Source organism: Candidatus Izemoplasma sp. (genome assembly GCA_036172455.1).
Classification (GTDB): domain Bacteria; phylum Bacillota_I; class Bacilli_A; order Izemoplasmatales; family Izemoplasmataceae; genus JAIPGF01.
Genome location: JAXKVY010000001.1, coordinates 167,547 through 189,574, shown reverse-complemented (window position 1 = coordinate 189,574; position 22,028 = coordinate 167,547). Strand labels below are relative to the sequence as shown.

Annotated in this window: 18 protein-coding genes and 1 tRNA gene; 15 read left to right on the top strand and 4 right to left on the bottom strand. The window is 35.5% G+C overall.

Features of this window, described 5'->3' with window-relative positions; all coding sequences use genetic code 11:
* The first annotated feature begins 1 nt into the window (after position 1).
* The 6 genes from UMR38_00905 (at position 2) to UMR38_00880 (ending at position 5,933) form a co-directional block, all read left to right on the top strand.
* A complete protein-coding gene (locus UMR38_00905) occupies positions 2-1,108 on the top strand; it encodes an NADH-quinone oxidoreductase subunit D (GenBank protein ID MEC9484416.1) in 1,107 nt (368 codons plus the stop codon).
* 11 nt (positions 1,109-1,119) lie between these two features.
* Positions 1,120-3,108 (top strand): FAD-dependent oxidoreductase, encoded by a 1,989-nt coding sequence (locus tag UMR38_00900; protein ID MEC9484415.1) that lies wholly within the window; start codon positions 1,120-1,122, stop codon positions 3,106-3,108.
* 99 nt (positions 3,109-3,207) lie between these two features.
* Positions 3,208-4,539 (top strand): CoA-disulfide reductase, encoded by a 1,332-nt coding sequence (locus UMR38_00895; protein ID MEC9484414.1) that lies wholly within the window; start codon positions 3,208-3,210, stop codon positions 4,537-4,539.
* 51 nt (positions 4,540-4,590) lie between these two features.
* Positions 4,591-4,890: a YerC/YecD family TrpR-related protein gene (locus UMR38_00890; GenBank protein MEC9484413.1), complete on the top strand. Its 300-nt coding sequence runs from the start codon at positions 4,591-4,593 to the stop codon at positions 4,888-4,890.
* Positions 4,891-4,898: 8 nt separating this feature from the next.
* Complete coding sequence (locus UMR38_00885; protein MEC9484412.1) at positions 4,899-5,714, top strand: MBL fold metallo-hydrolase; 816 nt, start codon at positions 4,899-4,901, stop codon at positions 5,712-5,714.
* Between the two features lie 132 nt (positions 5,715-5,846).
* Positions 5,847-5,933: transfer RNA gene (locus tag UMR38_00880), tRNA-Leu, on the top strand.
* Between the two features lie 33 nt (positions 5,934-5,966).
* Here UMR38_00880 and UMR38_00875 read toward each other — a convergent pair.
* A complete protein-coding gene (locus UMR38_00875; GenBank protein MEC9484411.1) occupies positions 5,967-8,354 on the bottom strand; it encodes a diguanylate cyclase in 2,388 nt (795 codons plus the stop codon).
* Between the two features lie 137 nt (positions 8,355-8,491).
* Between UMR38_00875 and UMR38_00870 the strand changes: the two genes are divergently transcribed.
* From UMR38_00870 to lpdA, 9 genes are all read left to right on the top strand, one after another.
* Positions 8,492-9,655 (top strand): iron-containing alcohol dehydrogenase, encoded by a 1,164-nt coding sequence (locus tag UMR38_00870; GenBank protein ID MEC9484410.1) that lies wholly within the window; start codon positions 8,492-8,494, stop codon positions 9,653-9,655.
* 68 nt (positions 9,656-9,723) lie between these two features.
* A complete protein-coding gene (locus UMR38_00865) occupies positions 9,724-10,911 on the top strand; it encodes an acetate kinase (GenBank protein ID MEC9484409.1) in 1,188 nt (395 codons plus the stop codon).
* Positions 10,912-10,945: 34 nt separating this feature from the next.
* On the top strand, positions 10,946-11,599 hold the full coding sequence (locus UMR38_00860) for a phenylalanine--tRNA ligase beta subunit-related protein (protein ID MEC9484408.1): 654 nt from the start codon (positions 10,946-10,948) through the stop codon (positions 11,597-11,599).
* Between the two features lie 72 nt (positions 11,600-11,671).
* Entirely contained in the window at positions 11,672-13,078 is a 1,407-nt protein-coding gene (locus tag UMR38_00855; GenBank protein MEC9484407.1) for an HU family DNA-binding protein, read from the top strand.
* A 149-nt stretch (positions 13,079-13,227) separates the two neighbouring features.
* A complete protein-coding gene (gene gcvT / locus UMR38_00850; GenBank protein MEC9484406.1) occupies positions 13,228-14,316 on the top strand; it encodes a glycine cleavage system aminomethyltransferase GcvT in 1,089 nt (362 codons plus the stop codon).
* 15 nt (positions 14,317-14,331) lie between these two features.
* On the top strand, positions 14,332-14,712 hold the full coding sequence (gene gcvH, locus UMR38_00845; protein ID MEC9484405.1) for a glycine cleavage system protein GcvH: 381 nt from the start codon (positions 14,332-14,334) through the stop codon (positions 14,710-14,712).
* Between the two features lie 9 nt (positions 14,713-14,721).
* On the top strand, positions 14,722-16,044 hold the full coding sequence (gene gcvPA, locus UMR38_00840) for an aminomethyl-transferring glycine dehydrogenase subunit GcvPA (protein ID MEC9484404.1): 1,323 nt from the start codon (positions 14,722-14,724) through the stop codon (positions 16,042-16,044).
* Positions 16,045-17,487: an aminomethyl-transferring glycine dehydrogenase subunit GcvPB gene (gene gcvPB, locus UMR38_00835; protein MEC9484403.1), complete on the top strand. Its 1,443-nt coding sequence runs from the start codon at positions 16,045-16,047 to the stop codon at positions 17,485-17,487.
* A complete protein-coding gene (gene lpdA, locus UMR38_00830) occupies positions 17,484-18,827 on the top strand; it encodes a dihydrolipoyl dehydrogenase (GenBank protein MEC9484402.1) in 1,344 nt (447 codons plus the stop codon). Before gcvPB ends, lpdA begins: the two co-directional genes overlap by 4 nt.
* A 62-nt stretch (positions 18,828-18,889) precedes the next feature.
* Here the strand turns inward: lpdA and UMR38_00825 are convergent, their stop codons facing one another.
* The 3 genes from UMR38_00825 to UMR38_00815 are packed head-to-tail and all read right to left on the bottom strand — an operon-like array spanning position 18,890 to position 21,963.
* Entirely contained in the window at positions 18,890-20,800 is a 1,911-nt protein-coding gene (locus UMR38_00825; GenBank protein ID MEC9484401.1) for a hypothetical protein, read from the bottom strand.
* A gap of 22 nt (positions 20,801-20,822) precedes the next feature.
* Entirely contained in the window at positions 20,823-21,398 is a 576-nt protein-coding gene (locus UMR38_00820; GenBank protein ID MEC9484400.1) for a prepilin-type N-terminal cleavage/methylation domain-containing protein, read from the bottom strand.
* Complete coding sequence (locus tag UMR38_00815) at positions 21,391-21,963, bottom strand: hypothetical protein (protein ID MEC9484399.1); 573 nt, start codon at positions 21,961-21,963, stop codon at positions 21,391-21,393. Before UMR38_00815 ends, UMR38_00820 begins: the two co-directional genes overlap by 8 nt.
* Positions 21,964-22,028 lie beyond the last annotated feature (65 nt).

The window sequence follows — 22,028 nt, the reverse complement described above, 5'->3', positions numbered from 1 at the left end:
CATGCGTGAAATGAAACTATTTTTAGGTCCTCAACATCCAGGAATGCACGGTAATGCAGCCGTTCACATGTTTGTTGAAGGAGATATAATTAAGAAATCTTATTTATTACCAGGAATGTTACATCGTGGTTTTGAAAAAGGCATGGAACGCAAAACATGGGTAAACAATATTAGTTTAATACCACGCGTTTGTGTTGTTGAACCGGACATTAATGAGTTATCATTTGCGCTTGCGACTGAAAAACTTGCAGGTATTGATGTACCTGACCGTGCAAAATGGATTAGAATGTTAATTATGGAACTTGCCCGCATTACAATTCATTTAATGGCATACGGTGGGCTTGGATCCCCAACAGGTAATTATACCTTGATGCATCATGCGCATGCTGATCGTAATACGATTTTAAATATCTTTGAAAAGATTACAGGACACCGTGTGTATCATCAATACATTGTCCCCGGTGGTGTAAGAAAAGATTTACCAAACGGAATTGAACAAGAAATCCATGCCTTTTTGGATGACCTTGAAAGCAGATATGAAGAATATCGCCGACTAGGAGTCGCAAATCCAACGTTGTTAAAACGGATTAAAGACACTATTATGTTACCTGAAGAAGTCGTATGGAATCTTGGTGTGACCGGTATTGGGATGCGAAGTGCAACCAATAAAGCCTACGACATCCGCAAAGTGATGCCTTATTGCCATTACGATAAAGTCGAGTTTGATGTCCCTGTATCATCGTATAGTGACGCGCGAAGTCGTGTTGATTTAAAACTACAAGAAGTAGTTCAATCAATCCGTATAATTCGACAAGTCCTTGATAAAATGGAAGATGGACCAGTCAGGGTGCCACTTGATAAAGGGCAAGCTATGCGTTGGCGTGTACCAAAAGGATATGTTTACGCACCGATTGAATCCTCTCGTGGTGAATTTGGTTACTACATGGTTTCTAACGGTGGGACACATCCTTACCGCGTTGGTGTAAGAGGCGCAAGTTACCCACAAGGGTTACTCGGAATAGAAAAATATCTACCTGGCACACGGATCGATGATGCCGCATTGTGGGTAGATACAATGGGTGTTTGTTCACCTGAAATTGATCGATAGGAGGGAAACTGATGAAAGATAAAGAACGTATAAGTATTTTTAATCCATTACGCCTTTGGAAATATCTCTTTAAAAAACCTGTCACTATTCCCTTTAAAGATATTTTTACAAAGAAAAATGCAAATTACTTAAATCAAAATTCAATTATTAAGAATAAAGCACGTCTTGAGTCATCACCTCGTCAAGCACCTCCTAATTTACGTGGTTTTCATACCAATGATTGGGAGACATGTATTGGCTGTTCAACCTGTGAAGAAATTTGTCCAACAGAAGCTATTACAATGGTAGAGCGCTTAGATCTTCCTGAAAAAGCAGGAGAACACCAACAACGACCAGTCATTGATTATGGACGCTGTTGTTTCTGTGCCTTGTGTGTTGATACGTGTACAACAAGCTCACTTGAAATGAGTAATGAGTATATCTATAGTGATTCAGACCCTAATTCCTTTACCATGATGCCTGAAACATTATGGCAAGGACAACACGTTGATAAAGGATGGGTAAAAGATGACACAAGTGACTTATTGGCCTTAGAACGTGAATCAATGATACATGAAAAGGTAGAAGAACGAAGTAATAGCTTTGTCGAGATTGTTAGAGGTTATAGCAAAGAAGCCGCTATGGCTGAAGCAGCGCGCTGTGTTGAATGTGGTGTCTGTACAAGCAGTTGTCCTGTCCAAATGCATATCCCTGAATATATTCGTGCGATTTGGGAAGATGATATTGAGGGTGGATTACGTAAAATATATGAAACCAATCCATTACCTGGTGTCTGTGGACGTGTGTGTACACACAACTGTGAAACAGCATGTGCGATTGCAGAACGTGGTGAAGCGATTGCGATACGTTGGTTGAAACGCTACATTATTGATAGTGCCCCACAAGATATTTATGACACTGTAATCAATGACAACATCAGTGAAGTCATTGATGCGAAGATAGCCGTTATTGGGAGTGGCCCTGCAGGATTAGGCGCAGCCTATTACTTAAGTGCCCTAGGGTATAAAGTTGATATTTATGAAGAAATGCCACTGGCTGGTGGGGTAATGCGTTATGGAATACCTGCTTACCGTTTACCAGATGAGGCAATCGATAAAGATATTAACTTTATCAAGAAAATGGGTGTTAACATTCATACCAATACTAAAGTCGGTGACGATATTACGTTAGATGAACTAGAGTCATCACATGATGCGATCTTCTTGGGTACAGGATTCTTTAAACCACGAGGTCTTAACATTACAGGAAGCGATCATAAAGACGTCATTGGAGCAATGGACTTCTTACCACAAGTACGTGAATTTGAACGTGGCAATCTGACACTCGATGATCTTGATGTGAAAGAAAGCATAGTCGTCATTGGTGGCGGCGATGTTGCATTTGATGTTGCAAGAAGTGCCACACGTATTCAACAGTTGAAGTATGGCAAATCAAATGTCAAATTAACCTCTTTAGAGAATGAAGATGCGATTCCAGCGAGTACTGATGAATACATCGAAGGTGGCGAAGAAGGTATTGAATTCCATTGTGGTAATGGTCCACAAGAAATCATGCAAGAAAATGGTAACGTTACAGGACTTAGACTTTGGGAATGTTTATGTATCTTTGATACAGAGGGTAAATTCAACCCAGAGTTTGATAGCGAATGTGAAAAGATTATTGAAGGACAACAAGTCTATATTGCAATTGGACAAGCGCCTGACTATGATTACATTCCAGAACGTTTACAAGATAAAATAACGATTGAACGTGGTAAAATTAAAGCCAATCACTTTGGACAGTTAGAGGGTGCCAACCAATACTTTGTTGGTGGAGATATTTTACGTGGTCCTGATTTAATTAGTGCGGTTGCCGATGGACATCGAGCTGCGCAAGGTATTGATGACTTTTTATATCAAAAAGCACATAAAAAGTCATTATCAGATACCGTAAATGATTTACGTGAACGGGTAAAAGCTAACACACCAGAGCTCACCCCAAAACAACGGGGAATAAAATAAACATAAAGGACATCACACATCAAAATGTGATGTCCTTTTTTTAGCAGATTAGTTACAAAAAACAATATATATGATAAAATAAAATAAGGAGTTGATTTGATGAAGATAGTAGCCATTGGTGGTGACGCGCTTTCTATGAGCGCTGTGAGCAAATTAAGAAGACTTGATGATACAGTTGATATTCATGTATATGAAAAAGGCCATATTGTTAGTTACGGCGCATGTGGGATGCCGTATTTTGTCAGTGATGAAATTACAGACTCAAAAGCACTCATAGCACGAACAAAAAAAGGCTTTGAAGCACGTGATATTCATGTTCATCTTGGACATGAAGTCACGCAAGTAAATGATTTAGACAAGACAATAACTGTTAAAAACCTTAAAGACAATCAAACATTAGAAGTTGCCTATGATAAGCTGATTATTGGGAGCGGCGCACACCCTATAATACCGCCTTTTAAAAATAAAGATTTAAAGAATATTTTCACCTTTACAACAATTCCAGATAGTGAAGCTGTTAAAGCACAGATGCAGTCGGATGATGTTAAAAATGTTGTTGTTATTGGTGGCGGATTTATTGGTGTAGAGATGGTTGAAGCCTTCAATAATTATGATGTTTCTATAACGCTAATTGAGTTAAAAGACCATATATTAGAAGTCTTTGATCCAGATATGGTAAAAGCGTTAGAGTCACATCTTGAAGAGGAAGGTATTACTCTTTGTTTAGCAGAAAAGGTGACTGGTTTCAATGGTGATCAGGTAGTACAAGAAGTTGAGACAAACAAAGATACGTATGCAGCAGATTTAGTACTGATTGCCGCAGGTGTTGCACCTAATACATCGTTCTTAAATAAAGAGCAGTTTGATTTGGCAGAAAATGGCGCAGTAATGGTCAACCGGCATATGGAAACAAACGTAAGAGATATTTATGCTGGTGGAGATTGCGCAACAATATATCATCGATTACTCAATAAAAATGTCTATTTACCGCTAGGCAATAATGCTAATAAGCAAGGACGTTTAATTGCGGAAAATATTCATGGACTAAATACTAGTTTAGATGGTGTGCTTGGTACAACCGTGATTAAAGTCATTAATATGGAAGCTGGACGAACAGGGCTATCTGAGTCCTATGCAAAAGCACATAATATACCCCACAAAACAGTAACCATTAGAGGTCGCAATCATGCTGGGTATTATCCAAATGCTCAAACTGTGAAAGCAAAAATCATTTATGAACCAGATACATTTAAAATGCTTGGCGCTCAATTAGTTGGAAAAGCAGATACGGCAATCCGTATCAATCCATTTGTTGTCGCTATTTCAAAGGGTATGACAACCAAAGAATTTGGTATGCTTGACTTTGGCTATGCACCACCATTTTCCGGTGTATGGGATGTTATTGCAATTGCTGCATTACAAGCTGAATAAATTTTCTTTGATGTTGACATAAATATGTTATAATAATGAAGAGGTGATGGTATGGATTATCGATATAAGATTAAGAATAAAGAAATTGATGAGTTATTTGAAGGCATTTTAAAGTTAGAAACTGTCGAGGAATGTTATCGGTTCTTTGATGATTTATGTACAATAAATGAATTAGAAGCATTTGGACAACGTTTGAAAGTTGCGAAGATGTTATTAGAAAAAAAGACTTACCAAAAAATCGAAAATGAAACTGGGATAAGTGCCGCCACAATAAGTAAAATATCGAAATCATTCACCTTTGGCCCTGGTGGATATGAATTAGTGATTAGTCGACTAAAAGAAGAAAACTAGGTGTTATTATGAAAATTACGACATTGGTAGAAAATGATTCGATTAACAATGATTTGAAAGCCGCACATGGGCTTTCTTTGTTTATAGAAACAAAAAATCTTAATATCGTAATGGATTTAGGACCCAATAACCTCTATTTAAAAAATGCTAAAAAACTAGATATAGACATTAATGATGCAAATTATTTAATTGTAAGTCATGGTCATAATGATCATGCATCGGGTCTTAAAAAGTTTATGCGTGTAAACAAACATGCAGATATCATCGCATCGAAACATATCTTCCAATCAATCGTAAAAAAACAAGGCAATAACTTTATTAATATCGGTGTCAAAAAACCTAGAAAAGATCAGAGATTAACTTTAATTGATGATGATATTGAGTTAACTCAAAACGTTCATGTTTTTTGTCATATTGATTTTCAAAAACACCCAATTAATGATGAGTCATTGTATGTTTATGAACAGAAACAATATCAACCAGATCATTTTTCTCATGAAATCTATCTTGTCATTGAAGAAAATGATCATATAGTATTGTTTAGTGCTTGTTCTCATAAAGGTATCGAGAATATAATCTCAAGTATTGAAGATAAACTGGGTAAACATATTACTGATGTTATCGGTGGATTTCATTTTTCACATTATAATCCGTTTGATGTGAATCAAACGGAATACTTGCAACAGCTTGCCAGTTCGTTTAAGCAAGAAAATCGACTTTACTATTCTTGTCACTGTACCGGGGACGATGCTTATTTTGAATTGAAACGCCATTTAAAGACTAAACTTCATCGTTTGAAAACGGGCAGTGTTATTACCATTTAATTATTTTGTTATCTCAGTGATAATATGATAAAACTATTGATTTAAATCTTGCAAAAACAGTGGCGATTTTGTATAATAGTTATGTTGCTTTGATGCTATTTGCCACACGACATTTAGCATAAGGCAAGTAATGGCGACGTGGCGGAATTGGTAGACGCGTTGGATTCAAAATCCAATGGCTGCGAGGTCGTGTGGGTTCGAGTCCCACCGTCGCTACCACATTGTATAAACAAAAGACATAAGCAAGTTTGCTTATGTCTTTTTTGATTGAGTAATCATCTGAATAAAGGCGTCGGTTAATGTTGGGTCATAATATTTCCCAGAGTTGTCCTTTAGTTCGTTTATTGCTGTACTTTGATCTTTAGCCTTACCATAGTTATTATCATGAACCATGCTATCATAGGCTTCTATTATTCTTAGAATCCGTGATAAGTATGGAATGGCTTCACGTTTTAATCCTTCTGGATAACCTGACCCATCAAAGTTTTCATGATGATGTAATACAGATTTGGAGATATCGGCATAATCTGGTAAGGCGTTTAATATCCGGTAGCCATTTTCCACATGCAGTTTTAAATCGGTTGTATTTTCTGATGTTGAGTAACCTTGATTTAAGATTGCTTGATCCATGGTTAGCTTACCGATATCGTGGTTATTAGCAAGTTTTTTTAAAGCTTCGATTTCTTTCACAGAAAGATTTAAATATGTGCCGAATCTTTCTGCTAGTTTTGCACATCGCTTATGATGGTCTGCGAAATCGAGATTTAATTCCTCTAATTTATCCCATAGTCGGTGATATGTTTGGTTACGCATAATCGGTCCAGATTTCGTTTTTTCAGCATACATTTCTTGTTCTGCCAAAACGATTACATCATCAATTGATTCATACATATTGGTTTTACTTCCTACCCCAAGTGAAATACTAGGGGTAATTGTACTATAGAATGATTTTTGACATAAATCATGAATTCTGTGAACGATAGTTTGTGCATCTTGATATGTGGTTTGAGGAAGAATAATTAAGAACTCATCACCACCCCAACGACCTAAAATATCTTCAGCGCGCAATGCTTTTTGAAGTATCTTAGAGATTTCAATAAGAAGTTCATCTCCTTCATTATGTCCAAACGCATCATTCACAAGTTTTAGTCCGTTGACATCTCCTATAATTAAAGTGAGCGGTAGTTGTCGTTTTGTATTGAGCCGCTTCAATTCTTCGTCTAAGAAGAAACGATTATATAGTGATGTGACCGCATCGTGTTGACTAATGAATTCGATTTTGTCATATTGTTCTTTTTCTAATGTAATATCCCGCATAATCAAAATAAAGCCGGTTAAATCATGACTCTGATTAACTAACGGTGAAATGGTCAATGTAACACATAAATTTTTATTTGTCTCGCCTTGAATGATAGTAACCTGATCTAACTGTATCGATTCTAAGTCATTAGAAATTTTTTCTAGAATACTTGAGATATTAATGGTGTTTTTAAAGTAAAAACGGATCGCTTCATTTAGGGAACGATTAAGCAATGATTGTCGTGGATTGATCATATTTTTAGCGGGCTTATTAACAAGTTTAATCTCGCCATATTGATCGGTTAAAATAACCCCATCATGAATTTTTGATAATGCTGTTTTATTAAGTTGTAATTCCATGGTTTCGAATTGGTGTTGTTTTTCAACGCGATGAGAGATATCTCTTGTCGATAAAAATAATTGTTTTTTATTATCTAACTCAACAACACTAGTATTTGTTTCAATTGTAATGACATGTCCATGTTTGGTAATATGTTTTGCGATAAAGTAATTTTTTTCATTATTTAAAGCTTTTTCAATTTGCCGATCAATCTCAGAGTTAGGTAGGGGATTCAAGTCGTTAATACCCAAAGTCAAAAACTCTTCATAATTGTACCCATATAAGTCGATTGCTGTTTGATTAACATCAGTGTATTTCTTAGTTTCCGGGTCATATAAAAAAGAAGCAGCACTTGTATTATTGAAAATGGTATCATATTTAATTTTTGTTTCATTAATTCTTTTATTTGTAAAAAAGTTTCTCCTATTTACCAACATGAATAATGATATCCCTAGCCCTCCAAGTGGATGGATAATCATGATTGGCAAGAATATCTGGTTAATAATTTCATAGGGAATTTGATTAGGAAAAAGGTATCCAACTAGTAATACCGCGGCTTGTGTAAAAAATATCAATAGATATTGTTCAAGTATGGTGATGTGCTCATACGTATTTTGTTGTGTTTTTAAGCGCTTTGTTCGCCAAATAAGACCAACAATACCTGGTAAGATAATTTCGATTAATCCTGGTATTGTCCCTGATCCGCCAATGACTAAGCGATAAATACTCATTGATAACCCACCAATTATGGTCGGTAACGGACCTAAATACATACCACTTGTAATCATGATGATACTCCGACCATCAAATAAGATGCCCGGAGCTGTTTCGTAAGGATAACTCATAATGATAAATCCGATAATAGATACAGCGAGCCCCATTATCAGTTTCCTTACATATGTAGGTACGCGTGAGTCAATTGAATATATTGAATATAAAATAGATAAACTCATGAGTAAAGCAATATTTCTTATGAATGGTAAAATTATTTCAAAAAACATATACATCACCTTGTTAAATCTATTATAATACATTTGCTGTATTTTACAAAGGCTTTCTTTTTTAACTTAATTGATTAAAAAAACATCTGATTTGTGCTATAATGACACTAATGATAAGAGTAAGGAGAGACACATATATGAAGAACTTTGTTTACCATTCACCAACTAAAATTTTATTTGGAAAAGATCAAATAAATGAATTAGGTCATCTATTAACTAATAATAACGTCTCAAAGATGTTATTAGTATATGGTCGTAAATCAATTAAGGAAAACGGTATTTATGATGCTATATTGAATACAGTTAATGCCCTTAACATTGAATTATATGAAGAAAGTGGGGTTACGCCTAATCCTGATATCACTAGTGTAAGAAGTGGTATTCAAACAGTTAAAATGAATGATATTGACTTCATTCTAGCAGCTGGTGGCGGTAGCGTAGCTGATTGTAGTAAAGCAATCGCTATGGGTGCGTTAATCGAAGAAGATCCTTGGGATATTTATCTAAATAAGGCAACTCCAACACATGCCTTACCACTCGGTGTCATTATTACCTTAGCCGCTACAGGTAGTGAAACCAATGGCAATAGCGTTATTAGTAATCGTGAAGAAAATGAAAAACGGGCTGCTAAATATCAATTTTGTAAGCCAACGTTTGCTATTATTGATCCTTCTTATACATTAACAGTGAATCGTCATCATACTGTTGCAGGAAGTATTGATACAATTATGCATACACTTGAACAGTACTTCGCAAAAACAAAGCATACTGAGACAACTGATTACATGATGACAGGCCTCATTAATGCTGTTATAAAACATACAAATGCGATTCTATCAGGTAATGATTCATATGATGCAAGAGCAAATATAAGTTGGGCATCAACAATCGCGTTAAACTGGATTCTTGGTGTTGACAAACAAGGAGATTGGGCGACGCACCGATTAAGCTATGCGGTAACGCAATCGTTTGGCACAACCCATGCTTATGCCCTTGCTGCATTGTTTACCTCTTGGGCAAAAGTCGCTTTAGAAAGAGAACCAGAAGCTATGATACCAAAACTCAAGCAATTAGGGAAAGATGTTTTTGGTGTAACAGATCCAATAAATGTCCTTGATCAGTTAGATAGTTTATTTGAATCTTGGGGCGCAAAAACACGTCTAAAATTGTTTGATGAAACAATCACACAAGACGATGTGAAACATATGGCAGCACACACTGTTGCTTTAGGACCAGTTGGTCACGTAATAACAGTTGACCAAAAAACCGCTGAAACCATTTTTAATCTATCTCTAAAATGAGGCAATGACAAAGCCTTTAAAATATGATATCATAGATTTGTTAATTAAATGAAGAGGAGCGTATAACAATGAAAATAATCGCAGTAAACGCAGGGAGTTCATCCTTAAAATTCCAATTATTGAAGATGCCAGGTGAAACCGAATTAGTTAGTGGTATTGTTGAACGAATTGGTATGGAGAACTCTATATTGAAAGTAAAACTCAATGGTGAAAAAATCGAAATAGAACATCCTGTTATTGATCACGCCGTAGCGGTAGATTTATTACTAAAACAACTCTTAGAACTAGGTGTTGTTGATTCACTTAAGGATATTGAAGGTGTTGGTCACCGTGTTGTTCATGGTGGCGAAGCCTTTAGTGATAGTGTCGTTATCACTGATGAAGTTATTGAAGCAATAGAATCTGTTTCCGATTTAGCACCACTCCATAATCCAGCTAACTTAACAGGGATTCATGCCTTTCAAAAAGCACTACCAGATGTAACAGCAGTAGCTGTATTTGATACTGCTTTTCATCAAACCATGCCAAAAGAATCATTTTTATATGGTGTCCCATATAAGTGGTATGAACAATATGGCGTTAGAAAATATGGTTTTCATGGGACAAGCCATAAATACGTCGCTCACCGTGTTGCTGAACTTATGAAAAAACCAGTGGAATCTCTAAAAACAGTCGTATTACATTTGGGTAATGGTGCGAGTATTTGTGCCGTTGATGGCGGTAAAAGTGTCGATACATCAATGGGGTTCACCCCACTAGCGGGAATTTTAATGGGAACCCGCAGCGGCGACATCGATCCTGCTATTGTTGAGTTTATTGCTGAAAAAGAAGATAAACATGTCAGTGAAGTAATGAATGATTTAAATAAAAAATCGGGATACATTGGACTTTCGGAAAATTCAAGCGATTCTAGAGATTTATGGACAGCTGCACACAAAGGAGACAAACAAAGTCTAATGGCAGTTAAAAAGCAAGTAAAAATGATTGCTGACTATGTCGCTGCTTATTATGTAACGATGGGTGGTATTGATACATTATGCTTTACTGCTGGTGTTGGTGAAAATGCAATTTTCACACGACAATTAATTGCTAAGCGGCTAGCACCACTCGGTTTGAAACTCGATGAAGAAAGAAACTTTGTTCGTGGTGAAGAACGTTTAATTTCAACGGATGATTCAAAAATTAAAGCATATTTATTACCAACAAATGAAGAAGTTATGATTGCAAGAGATACATTACGCTTAAGTAAAAAATAGGAGATTTCTCCTATTTTTAAATGGAGGGATATCTATGAATATTACAATCGATAGTGCACTTAAAAAGAAATTACCAGATTTTCATATGGCTGTAATCGAGGCAGATGTTGTAGTAGAAAAATCTCACAAACTTGATGCCGCAATACATTATCTAGAGCGAGATATTTTTGAACAATATGATATACAAGAGGTTATCAATTTGGATATTATTAAAGAAGGACGGGATGCCTATAAAACACTTGGTAAGGATCCGAGCCGCTACCGTCTCGCCGTAGAATCGTTATATAGACGTATTGTTAAAGGCAATCCATTATATCGAATCAATAATATTGTTGATATTGGTAATGTTATCTCACTAGAAACACGTAAAAGTGTCGCGATGTTAAATAAAGAAGCAATCGAAGGGGATGTGCTCATACGGATTGGAAAAGAAGATGATGATTTTCATGGAATTGGTCGAGGCAAATTAAATATTAGTAATATTCCCGTTTATGAAGATGACAATGGACCATTTGGTAGCACAACAAGTGATACTGACCGAACAAAAATCACACCGTCAACACGAAAGTTACTCATGTTTATTATTTCATTTACAGGAGAAAGTTGCTTGATAAAAGATGTTGCGCTAACAACACAATACTTTGATAGTTACATAATTCACGAGAATTTTACAAGTAAAATCATATAATTTACCGTTTTGATAGGTTTAAGGTTGTATTTAGCCGAAGATTAAGGTAAAATATATCTAAGGGGTGACGATATGTCGAAACTACAATTACTTTATGAGAAACTAATGAAAGTTATGTTTATATTTGCTGGAATCTTTTTCTTTCTATTTATTATTGACTTATTTTTTGCGATGATCAATGGTGCAATCAATTGTTCTGATTCTTATATGTGTCAAGTAGAAGATGGATTCATACTGTATCAATACTCATTGTATCCATTATTAATTGGGACCGTTGGTTTTCTTATTGCAGGACGTATTTTTTATTCTTTAGCTTATAAAGAGTCGAAGTTATTAACTGTTGAAGAATATAAGGCGCAAATAGCTGCAGAAGAAGCAAAAGAAGATACTGTTGATCGTGAAAATATCTACGAGAAGTTTAAGCGGAAAGAAACCAATAAAAATTCTTCAATTAAGACATGGTTTGTCGATAAAAAAGAAGCGACTTTATCATTTATTGAGCGCAAAAAACAAGAAAGAAAACGCAAACAAGAAGCAAAAAAAGCACAAAAAGAAGCTTTATTAGAACAACGTGAACAGGAGCGTAAAGAAGTTGAAGCCGCAAAAGAAAAAGCAGAAAAAGAAGCCATCTTAAACAACAAAGGTCCAATGAATAAAACAGGTTTAATCTCACATATATCTGAACATCATGATATATCTATGGATGATTCACGGATACTTGTGAACACCATATTAGAAATATTCACTGAACAATTAATAGCAGGTGACACCTTAGAACTCTATCAATTTGGTAAAATCATGCCTGTTCAGTTTGATGATGAAATGGATGTTGAATTTATTCCTTATCCTTCCTATTTACAAGAGTTTGACTCTGAAGACACCAAAGAAACTGAAGAAACAATACCAGTTCCTACTGAAGATAAAATTACTGATCCCAAGTTACCGAAAGATGAAACTCCAGGAGAACAAGCAAAAGAGAGTTTACGAAAAGAGCCTAAAGAAGAAGTAACGGATAAGGATGATACTAAAAAAGATGTCACGGAGAAAAAAGGGAATAAAGATGACGCTAAAACACCAGAAAATGAGAAACCAGATAAAACGTCTTCACCTAAAACAATAAAGTCTACTCCTAAAAAAACAGATAAAAAATCTGAAAAGAAAAAACCAGCACCGAAAAAGAAAACGAAGAAGAAAAAAACCAGAACGAAAACAGATATTATTAATTATATATCAGATAACACTGATATTAGTAAAAATAAATCAAACAAGTTTCTCAAAGCCCTTGCACAAGTTGTCCAAGAAACACTTGTTAATAGAGATGATGTAGACTTTGGTGAAATGGGTCATTTCACAACCATAGAAATGCCTGAAAAAGAAGCGGTTAATCCACAAACGCAGGAACCGATTGTTGTACCAGCTCATCACCAAGTAAGATTCCGATTTAATGACGATTTTGGTGATAAAGTAAACGAAGAATAAGGAGCAGAAATATTTGCTCCTTTTTTCATTATTGTAGTTGTATTAAAAAAAATTTATGTTATCATAAACATAGGAAAGACAGTAAATGTCTTTATCATTTTTAATACTAAGTGAAAACGCTTTTATTATTACGCGAAAGGAGACTTGATATGAAAGAAACAGTACTGCATAAAAAGCACATTGCTTTAGATGCTAAAATGGCTGAGTTTGCTGGATATGATATGCCGATTGTTTACTCATCCATTACAGAAGAACACCAAAAAGTTCGAGAATCGTGTGGGTTGTTTGATGTGTCACACATGGGAGAAATAACAATCAAAGGTGACGAAGCAACACAGTGTGTTGATTATCTTTTTACAAACGATGTGTTATCAATGAGTGGCAAAGAAGTATTATACGGTATGATGTGTTATGAAGACGGTGGGGTTGTTGATGATCTTCTTGTTTACAAGTTTCATAATAAACACTATTTACTGGTCGTGAATGCATCGAATGTTGACAAGGACTTTGAATGGATCACTAAACAGAATACCTTTCACTGTACAGTAACAAACGAATCAAATTATTATAGTCAACTGGCATTACAAGGGCCCAAAGCAGAAGGGATTTTACAAAAACTCACCCAGTTTGATTTAAACTTAATAGAATTCTTTCATTTTGAAAACGTCTTACTCGATAACCGTATCTATATGGTTTCACGTACGGGTTATACTGGAGAAGATGGGTTTGAAATTTATGGAACACATCAAGAAATTGTTGCGTTGTGGGATAAATTATTAGATATAGGAAACGATGATATCTTACCGGTTGGCCTAGGCGCTAGAGACACGCTACGATTTGAAGTTAATTTACCGCTATATGGAAATGAATTAAGTCAATCGATTACACCTCTAGAAGCAGGGTATCATTTTGCCGTCAAACTTGATGCTGAACCGTTCATTGGACGTGACGTGTTAAAGAAACAAAAAGAAACCAAAACTAAACGCCGAATCGTTGGACTTGAATTACTAGACAAAGGTATTATTCGACACGGATATGATGTCTATCATGAGGATACCTTAGTTGGCTTTGTTACAACAGGGTACAAATCACCAAGCACAGGTAAAACAGTTGCTTTGGCCATGGTAGATCGTCCATATGATAAATTAGGAACCAAACTTGAAGTAAACGTTAGAAATAAACGAAAAAAAGTTGTAGTCATTAAGAAGAAGTTTTATAATAAAAACTATAAGAAGTAAATAGGAGGATGCACAATGAGTAAAATTAAAAAAGGTTATTATTACACAAATACCCATGAATGGGTAAAAGTTGAAGATGGGTTTGCGTATATTGGTATAAGTGATTATGCGCAAGAAAACCTTGGTGAAATTGTCTTTGTCGAATTACCAGATGAAGAAATGGTGATTGAAGCTGGAAGCGAACTTGGCGCAATTGAAAGTGTTAAAGCGGCGAGCGATATCTTATCTCCCATTACAGGTACCATCGTCATGGTGAACGACGAATTAGAAGATAATCCTGAATTGCTAAATGAAGATCCTTATGAAAACTGGATTGTTAAAGTAGATATGGAAGACAACTCAGAATTATCTGAATTACTAAGTCCAGACGAATACGAAGATATCTGCGACGAGTAGGTGAGTACGGTGTTTAAGTACTTACCTCATACTGAACGTGAAATTAAAGAAATGCTTCAAGTCATCGGTGTCGATAACATTGATGACTTATTTCACGATGTTCCTAAAACATTAAAAGATCTTGATTTAGATGTGCCAAAAGCACATAGTGAATTAGAAATATTTGAACGGTTTAACCACTTAGCGAACAAAAATATCCCTTTAACACCCTTTGTTGGTGCGGGCGCATATGATCATTATACCCCTACAGTGATTCGTCATTTAATTGAGCGTCAAGAATTTTTAACTGCTTATACACCATATCAACCAGAAATCTCACAAGGAACCTTACAATATATCTTTGAGTACCAAAGTATTGTTACGGAATTAACACAAATGGATGTCGCCAATGCTTCAATGTATGACGGTGCTACTGCAACCGCAGAAGCCATGATGATGGCGTGTAAAACAAAACGTCGTAATAAGATATTTATGTCAGAAACGGTTCATCCAGCAACGATTAAAGTTGTACAAACCTACGCTAAATATCGTAATATTACAGTGACGTTAATTCCTGAACAAGATGGTGTCACAGACATCGAAATATTCAAAGAATTAAATGATAAAGACCATGCCGGGATTATAGTACAAAGCCCAAATTATTATGGAAATATTGAACAATTAGATGGCTATCGGACACTGCTAGATGAAACGAAAGGTCTTTTCATTGTAAACAGTGATTTAGCCACATTAAGCACATTAAAACCAGCTGGCTACTACAAGGCAGATATTGCCGTAGGTGAGGCACAATCACTAGGTATTCCACTATGGTTTGGAGGTCCTTATATTGGCTATATGGCAACTACAAAAAAACTCATGCGAAAAATGCCAGGACGGATTTGTGGTGTCACTGAAGATGTTGATGGGAAACGTGCTTATGTCTTGACTTTACAGGCTAGAGAACAACATATTCGCCGTGAAAAAGCCAACTCTAACATTTGTTCAAATCAAAGTTTATTGGCTTTATTTGTTACGATATATTCTGCAATTATGGGTAAAAAAGGTATTAAAGAAGCGCAACAAAAATCCTTTAATGCAACCCATTACTTAGCTGAAGAACTGACCCAGTTAGATGGCTTTGATTATGCATTTAATCAACCATTCTTTAAAGATGTATGTTTAGAAACTCCACATGATCCACAGGTGTTACAAAAAGCATGTGAAGATAAAGGATTCTTTGCGCCATTAGTGATCGGTGAACATAATGGTAAACATCGCCTTTTGTTAAGCGCAACTGAAAAACGCACCAAACATGATATCGACACCTTAGTCGCAACTTTGGAGGTGGCATAAATGTATTATGATAATTTAATTTTTGAAATCTCAAAAGAAAACCATATTGGCTATAGTTTACCAGATTATGATATTCCGACGTATCATATACCGAAGAGTTTCAAACGAAAAGATGAACTATTATTGCCTGAAGTAAGTGAGTTAGAAGCTGTTAGACATTATACCAATGTCAGTTTTAAAAACTTTGGAATTGAAAAAGGGATGTATCCACTTGGTAGTTGTACCATGAAATACAACCCGAAAATCAATCAAGATATCAGTAACGATCCGCGTTTTAGTTTACATCCATATCAACCTGATCATACAGTACAAGGGCTCCTTGAAATTTATACTGAAACAGCGCGCATATTAGGTGAATTAAGTGGCCTTGATGCCTTCACATTGAACTCCTATGCCGGAGCGCAAGGTGAGTTACTCGGATTAATGATTATTAAGAAGTATCATCAAGATAATGACGATTTAAAACGAACTAAAATTATTGTGCCAGACAGTGCGCATGGAACAAATCCTGCGAGCGCAAGTGTGGCTGGTTTTGATGTGGTTGAAGTCAAAAGCAATGAAGATGGTACAGTTAATTTAGAAGACTTAAACAGTGTTTTAGGTGATGATATCGCTGGTATTATGTTGACAAATCCAAATACTTTAGGTATTTTTGAAAAAGATATTTTAGAAATCGCAGAGCGTGTCCATGGCGCAGGCGGGTTACTCTATTATGATGGTGCCAATCTGAATCCCATATTAGGGATAGCACGGCCTGGTGATATGGGATTTGATATCATGCATATCAACTTACATAAAACCTTCTCTACACCACATGGTGGTGGTGGTCCAGGTGCTGGACCAGTTGGTGTTAAAGCATCACTTAAGCATTTATTACCACAACCAGTTGTAAAGAAAACTGATGAAAGATATACAATTGAACATCACAACGATACAACAATTGGCCAAATTTCACAATTTTATGGGAATATGGGTGTTATTATCAAAGCCTATACCTACTTACTCTCGATTGGTAAAGAAAATTTCAAAAAAATTGGCCAAAACAGTGTGTTAAATGCCAACTATATTAAAGAATCATTAAAAGACCTATATCAATTACCATTTGAAAGAACTTGTAAACATGAGTTTGTCTTTAGTGGCATAAAAGATAAATCTACAGATGTTCATACGCTTGATATTGCGAAACGGTTACTTGACTTTGATATTCATCCACCAACGATTTATTTCCCACTAGTCGTTAAGGAAGCGATTATGATAGAACCACCCGAAACAGAAAGTAAAGATACGGTTGATCACTTCATTGACGTCATGAAAACTGTCGCAAAAGAAGCAATTACCGACCCAGAAACTGTTAAAACAGCACCACATACAACTGTGGTAAGACGCTTAGATGAAGCTGAAGCAGCTAGAAATCCACGTGTGAAATACCGTGATTTGATATGACATTTGATGTTGTTATCATTGGCGCAGGGCCAGGAGGATTTGATACCGCAATATATGCCAAGAAGCAAGGACTTAACGTCTTACTTATTGAAAAAGCATCACTTGGGGGTACCTGCTTAAACTGGGGATGTATTCCAACAAAGGCGATTTATCAAAACGCAAAAACATTAAAAACAATTCAAAATAGCCATACTTTTGGAATTGATGTGACTGATTTTTCAATTAATTTAGATACCATCAAAGAGCGTAAAGAACAAATTGTCAGTGACCAAATTAAAAATATTCAAACAACATTACAAAAATTGGATATTAATTATATTGAAGGCACTGCGCAAATAAAAGACTCCCATCATGTCCATGTCAACAATACCGTATATGAGACGAAATACATCATCATTGCCACCGGAAGTACCGTAAGTAAAATCACCTTTGAAGGCGATCATTTAGATATTGTTAAGACATCAAAAGAACTCTTAGACCTAGACACTATACCCACTCATCTAACTGTCATTGGTGGAGGCGTTATCGGAATAGAGATGGCTGCGATATTCCATGGTTTAGGCTCAGAAGTGGATGTAATTGAATACATGCCAAGTATTTTGCCTAGTCTTGATAGCGACATTAGTCGTCGGGCAAAAAGTTTACTTAAACGGAGTGGGATAAAATTTCACACAAAAGCAACCTTTGATAAAGTCACACAAGAAGATAGTCACTTTCTAGCGCATTATACAGAAAAGAACAAAACGAAATCGCTCATAACTGACACGATCTTAGTCGCAACAGGAAGAGCCCCAAACTTCGGCAACTTAAGACTTGAAGAAGTCGGCATTAATCACTCTAAAGCGGGCATAATTGTTAATGCGTTTAAGCAAACCAATATTGCCAATATCTATGCGATTGGTGATGTGAATGGTGAAAATATGCTTGCTCATAAGGCGACATATGATGGCTATCAAGCAATCAACCATATCCTCAATAAAACATCAGATATTCGTTTTGACTTAGTTCCAGGGGTGGTTTTTAGTTTTCCTGAAATAGCGTCAGTGGGAGTCAAAGAAGACGATCTAGAAAAAGGAACTTATGAAGTTCACAAGGCCTTATTTAAAGCAAACGCTAAAGCGCAGTGTCTAGGTGAAACAGAAGGCTATGCAAAACTTATCATTGATCATGACCGCTATGTCATTGGGACACATATTATTGGCCCACATGCATCTGATTTAATTCATGAATGTACAGCCTTAATGAATCAAAAGATTACAATTGATGCCTACGCTAATATCATCCATGCCCATCCAACCATTAGTGAAGTACTTGCAGATAGTGTTAAAGAACTTGTTTAGACATCCATTTGGATGTCTTTTTTTTGGCATAAAAAAAGTCCTGATTAATCAGGACTCATTTATTATTCATAAGCAAACTCGCTTTCTTCAAATGTATACACACCAAACGTTTGAATAACACTATCAAATGTTGGGATATTAATAAAACGATCTTGATAATTACCGTTTGCGATGACGCCAATACGGAATCGGTGAGCATCCAAACTACTACCTGGAATCGTATTTCCAGAATTATTCACATACCCATAAAAGCTATTAATCACTATACCTTCTATTGGATTGCCACTTTCATCTTCCATAAAAATGGGATTACCTGAATTTCCAGCTGCTCGTGCAAACAAAGAGCCTTTCATATTTAATCTAGAATTAACTGCATCAATGAAGATGGATTCTTCAGTATAAATAAACATGGCAGTTTCAGGTGCAATACTAGAAGAATTATGTGATTCATAGTGGCTTATGAAATGGATGTTATCATAGGCCATTAAAGTAAATCCCGCATTTTTACCATTGATTTCAATACCTTCAAAATCATCAAAATCGATAAATGTTTCACCTAAAACAAGTAGCGACCCTTCAAAGTCGATGGAACTTCCAGTTAAATATAAATCACCAAATACAACAGTAGTACCCGTATAACGTCCAATTGAATCAAGTGTCAAATCACCTAGTACAACGAGAGATTCTGTATCGCTAATACTCATATTCAAAGAGGATAACGTTAAATTACCATCATATACCCTGGATACAGTTTTTTTACCTTTAAAATTATAATCAATATTATTGGCAACATCAGTAATATTAATAAACGGGAAGTCAGCATCCCAATTATATTGATTGCTATTTCCTCCACCATTACCTCTGCCGTTACCTCTGCCGTTACCTCTGCCGTTACCGGCACCTAAAAAGCCTTCTAGCCAGCTACCACCATAGTTACCATTATTATTGGATTCACTACATCCACCTTGCGCAGAGCTACCTAACAAGCAACTATTATCTAAAATAGTTTGTTCTAAGTTATTCCATGTAGCACTAATCGTATCAACACCCGTTGGTGCCTCTTCATTAATGAAAGTAACAAAGTAATCTTGATAACTAAAGTCCCCAAAGAAATTTACAATGTTTGTCGAATCATTTTGTCCACTATTAAATGGTGCATTTTCATCAACAGGATTAAACAAGTTTGTATTGATCACAAATGGATCATTAAACAAGTTTGTATTGAACACAAATGGATTATTGTTACTAGTCGCATAGCAATTAGCCGAACAGTAGTCATATCCATTATTTTCATAAACAATTGTTTGATTATTTAAATAGGGGTAGTTTTCCTCAATATTATCCCCTGTTACAGCCTGATTAGGACCTCCATTAATTTCATAAGGTGCCATTTGTGATACCCATACGTTATTACCAAATAATCGTAATTCAGTAGCTTGGGGATCAACATAATATCCTCCATTCATTACCAAGGATCCGTTAGTTCCTATTTGATAATTAAACGGATTTAAGTTTTCAGTAGTAGTACCATAATTAGAGACATAACCATATTTGTAAATGACGTTACCATTACTTAATGTATAACTAAATTTATATGCACGACTCTCCGCTTCACCACTTACGCCATAACCATCCAAGTTATTTGTTTCATCGGTTACTACAACATTGTAAGCATTTAAAATACGCGGTATTTCTGTTGAATTAAACCCATCATAATCGCCTTCTGTTGCGTCATCGGATAAGTAAGCTTCCCATTCAGCAATTGATTGATCAATTAAGGCTTTAGCGGTATTTTCAGAATTGACATTATCAAGTTGTATATTTGTCTGACCCGCTAGATTAATTGATAATTGCGTAATAGTAGATACGCTAAAAGTCAATACAGTGATAATAATTAACGCAACACTAAGAACACTTCCGCGATTATTAAGAAGTGGCGTTTTAATTAATGAATTCTTTAATTGTTTTAACATATGATACCTCCTTTAAAAATGATTAAATAAGTAACGTTGTAACGTAAGTTTGTGAATCAACACGTGATCCATCGTTAAACTCAAAGGTAATGGCAAGTGTGAGTTGTAAGACACCTTCATCACATTTTTCAACACTTAAGTCACATGTTCCTGGATCTATACTAATGAGTTCTAATGTTGTTCCCGTTGTAAAAAATACATTGTTCGAGTGAATTCTAACTCCTTCATAGGTAATGATTTGGTTAATCTTATCATATACCAACCGTTCTGTTACTGGATTACTATAATCACGTTGAATGACACCATTTTCATCAAGTGTAATATCATATTCATGTGTGAAATCAATTACTGTTTGTGTTTTAGAGTTTTCTATTAATTCGACAGATTGAACTTGAAGTTCAAAAAGGTTAAGTCGTATTTGTTCAACGAAAATATAACTCTCTGTCTTCATTCTATCACGAACTTCTAAATCTGAACGAGCTTGTACACTTAAAGTTAATATACTTAGTAAGGTTGTAATAACAATACTTCCAACTACAATTGAAATGAGCAGTTCTAATAATGTTAATCCATTATTATTCTTGAGGTTTTTAATCATTTGTAATCAACCCGCTTAAAATAATAACACCACGAGGATCGTCTTCATATTGAATCCAAACAGTAACCCGAAGTAAAGATGGGTTAGGGTCAGTCGACGCTGTTATTTCCTCAATTTCAGTTTTGACTTCTGGAGGGATGTCTGTATTTGAAGGGGATGTTAAGTCGTCTATATATGCCTGGGGCAAGTTATAATCATAGATAAATGCTCGATATGTCGTATCATCAAACGATAAATTATTCCATATTTGAGCAAAGATTTGATTACAAAAATCTTCATCTGTTTGAGTCGGTAGTAGTGTACAATTTGTCTCATTAAGTTCAATAAAGTAATCTGCATTAGTGTTCGCATCATTTACTAATGATTCAAGATCACTAAAAGTTAATTTCCCTATTCCATAAAGTGTTCCTTGGGCAACACTTGTGGCGCTACGGCGATTGTGCATCCGGTAATTTATTTCAATATTATCGACTAAAGATGATAACAATGGAACGATGATTGTTGTGGTAATCACAATGATTGCTAATAACTCAACTAATGAGAATCCTTTATCATTTTTGACCATGTCATCATCTCCTTTCATTATAATACATAAATATTATACCACTATTTAATAGATATGTAAATTAG

What these genes read in the sequence shown, in the direction of transcription:
- UMR38_00905 (MEC9484416.1), top strand. Translation starts at nt 2, where the DNA reads ATGCGTGAAATGAAACTATTTTTAGGTCCTCAACATCCAGGAATGCAC.
- UMR38_00900 (MEC9484415.1), top strand. Translation starts at nt 1,120, where the DNA reads ATGAAAGATAAAGAACGTATAAGTATTTTTAATCCATTACGCCTTTGG.
- UMR38_00895 (MEC9484414.1), top strand. Translation starts at nt 3,208, where the DNA reads ATGAAGATAGTAGCCATTGGTGGTGACGCGCTTTCTATGAGCGCTGTG.
- UMR38_00890 (MEC9484413.1), top strand. Translation starts at nt 4,591, where the DNA reads ATGGATTATCGATATAAGATTAAGAATAAAGAAATTGATGAGTTATTT.
- UMR38_00885 (MEC9484412.1), top strand. Translation starts at nt 4,899, where the DNA reads ATGAAAATTACGACATTGGTAGAAAATGATTCGATTAACAATGATTTG.
- UMR38_00875 (MEC9484411.1), bottom strand. Translation starts at nt 8,354, where the DNA reads ATGTTTTTTGAAATAATTTTACCATTCATAAGAAATATTGCTTTACTC.
- UMR38_00870 (MEC9484410.1), top strand. Translation starts at nt 8,492, where the DNA reads ATGAAGAACTTTGTTTACCATTCACCAACTAAAATTTTATTTGGAAAA.
- UMR38_00865 (MEC9484409.1), top strand. Translation starts at nt 9,724, where the DNA reads ATGAAAATAATCGCAGTAAACGCAGGGAGTTCATCCTTAAAATTCCAA.
- UMR38_00860 (MEC9484408.1), top strand. Translation starts at nt 10,946, where the DNA reads ATGAATATTACAATCGATAGTGCACTTAAAAAGAAATTACCAGATTTT.
- UMR38_00855 (MEC9484407.1), top strand. Translation starts at nt 11,672, where the DNA reads ATGTCGAAACTACAATTACTTTATGAGAAACTAATGAAAGTTATGTTT.
- gcvT (MEC9484406.1), top strand. Translation starts at nt 13,228, where the DNA reads ATGAAAGAAACAGTACTGCATAAAAAGCACATTGCTTTAGATGCTAAA.
- gcvH (MEC9484405.1), top strand. Translation starts at nt 14,332, where the DNA reads ATGAGTAAAATTAAAAAAGGTTATTATTACACAAATACCCATGAATGG.
- gcvPB (MEC9484403.1), top strand. Translation starts at nt 16,045, where the DNA reads ATGTATTATGATAATTTAATTTTTGAAATCTCAAAAGAAAACCATATT.
- lpdA (MEC9484402.1), top strand. Translation starts at nt 17,484, where the DNA reads ATGACATTTGATGTTGTTATCATTGGCGCAGGGCCAGGAGGATTTGAT.
- UMR38_00825 (MEC9484401.1), bottom strand. Translation starts at nt 20,800, where the DNA reads ATGTTAAAACAATTAAAGAATTCATTAATTAAAACGCCACTTCTTAAT.
- UMR38_00820 (MEC9484400.1), bottom strand. Translation starts at nt 21,398, where the DNA reads ATGATTAAAAACCTCAAGAATAATAATGGATTAACATTATTAGAACTG.
- UMR38_00815 (MEC9484399.1), bottom strand. Translation starts at nt 21,963, where the DNA reads ATGGTCAAAAATGATAAAGGATTCTCATTAGTTGAGTTATTAGCAATC.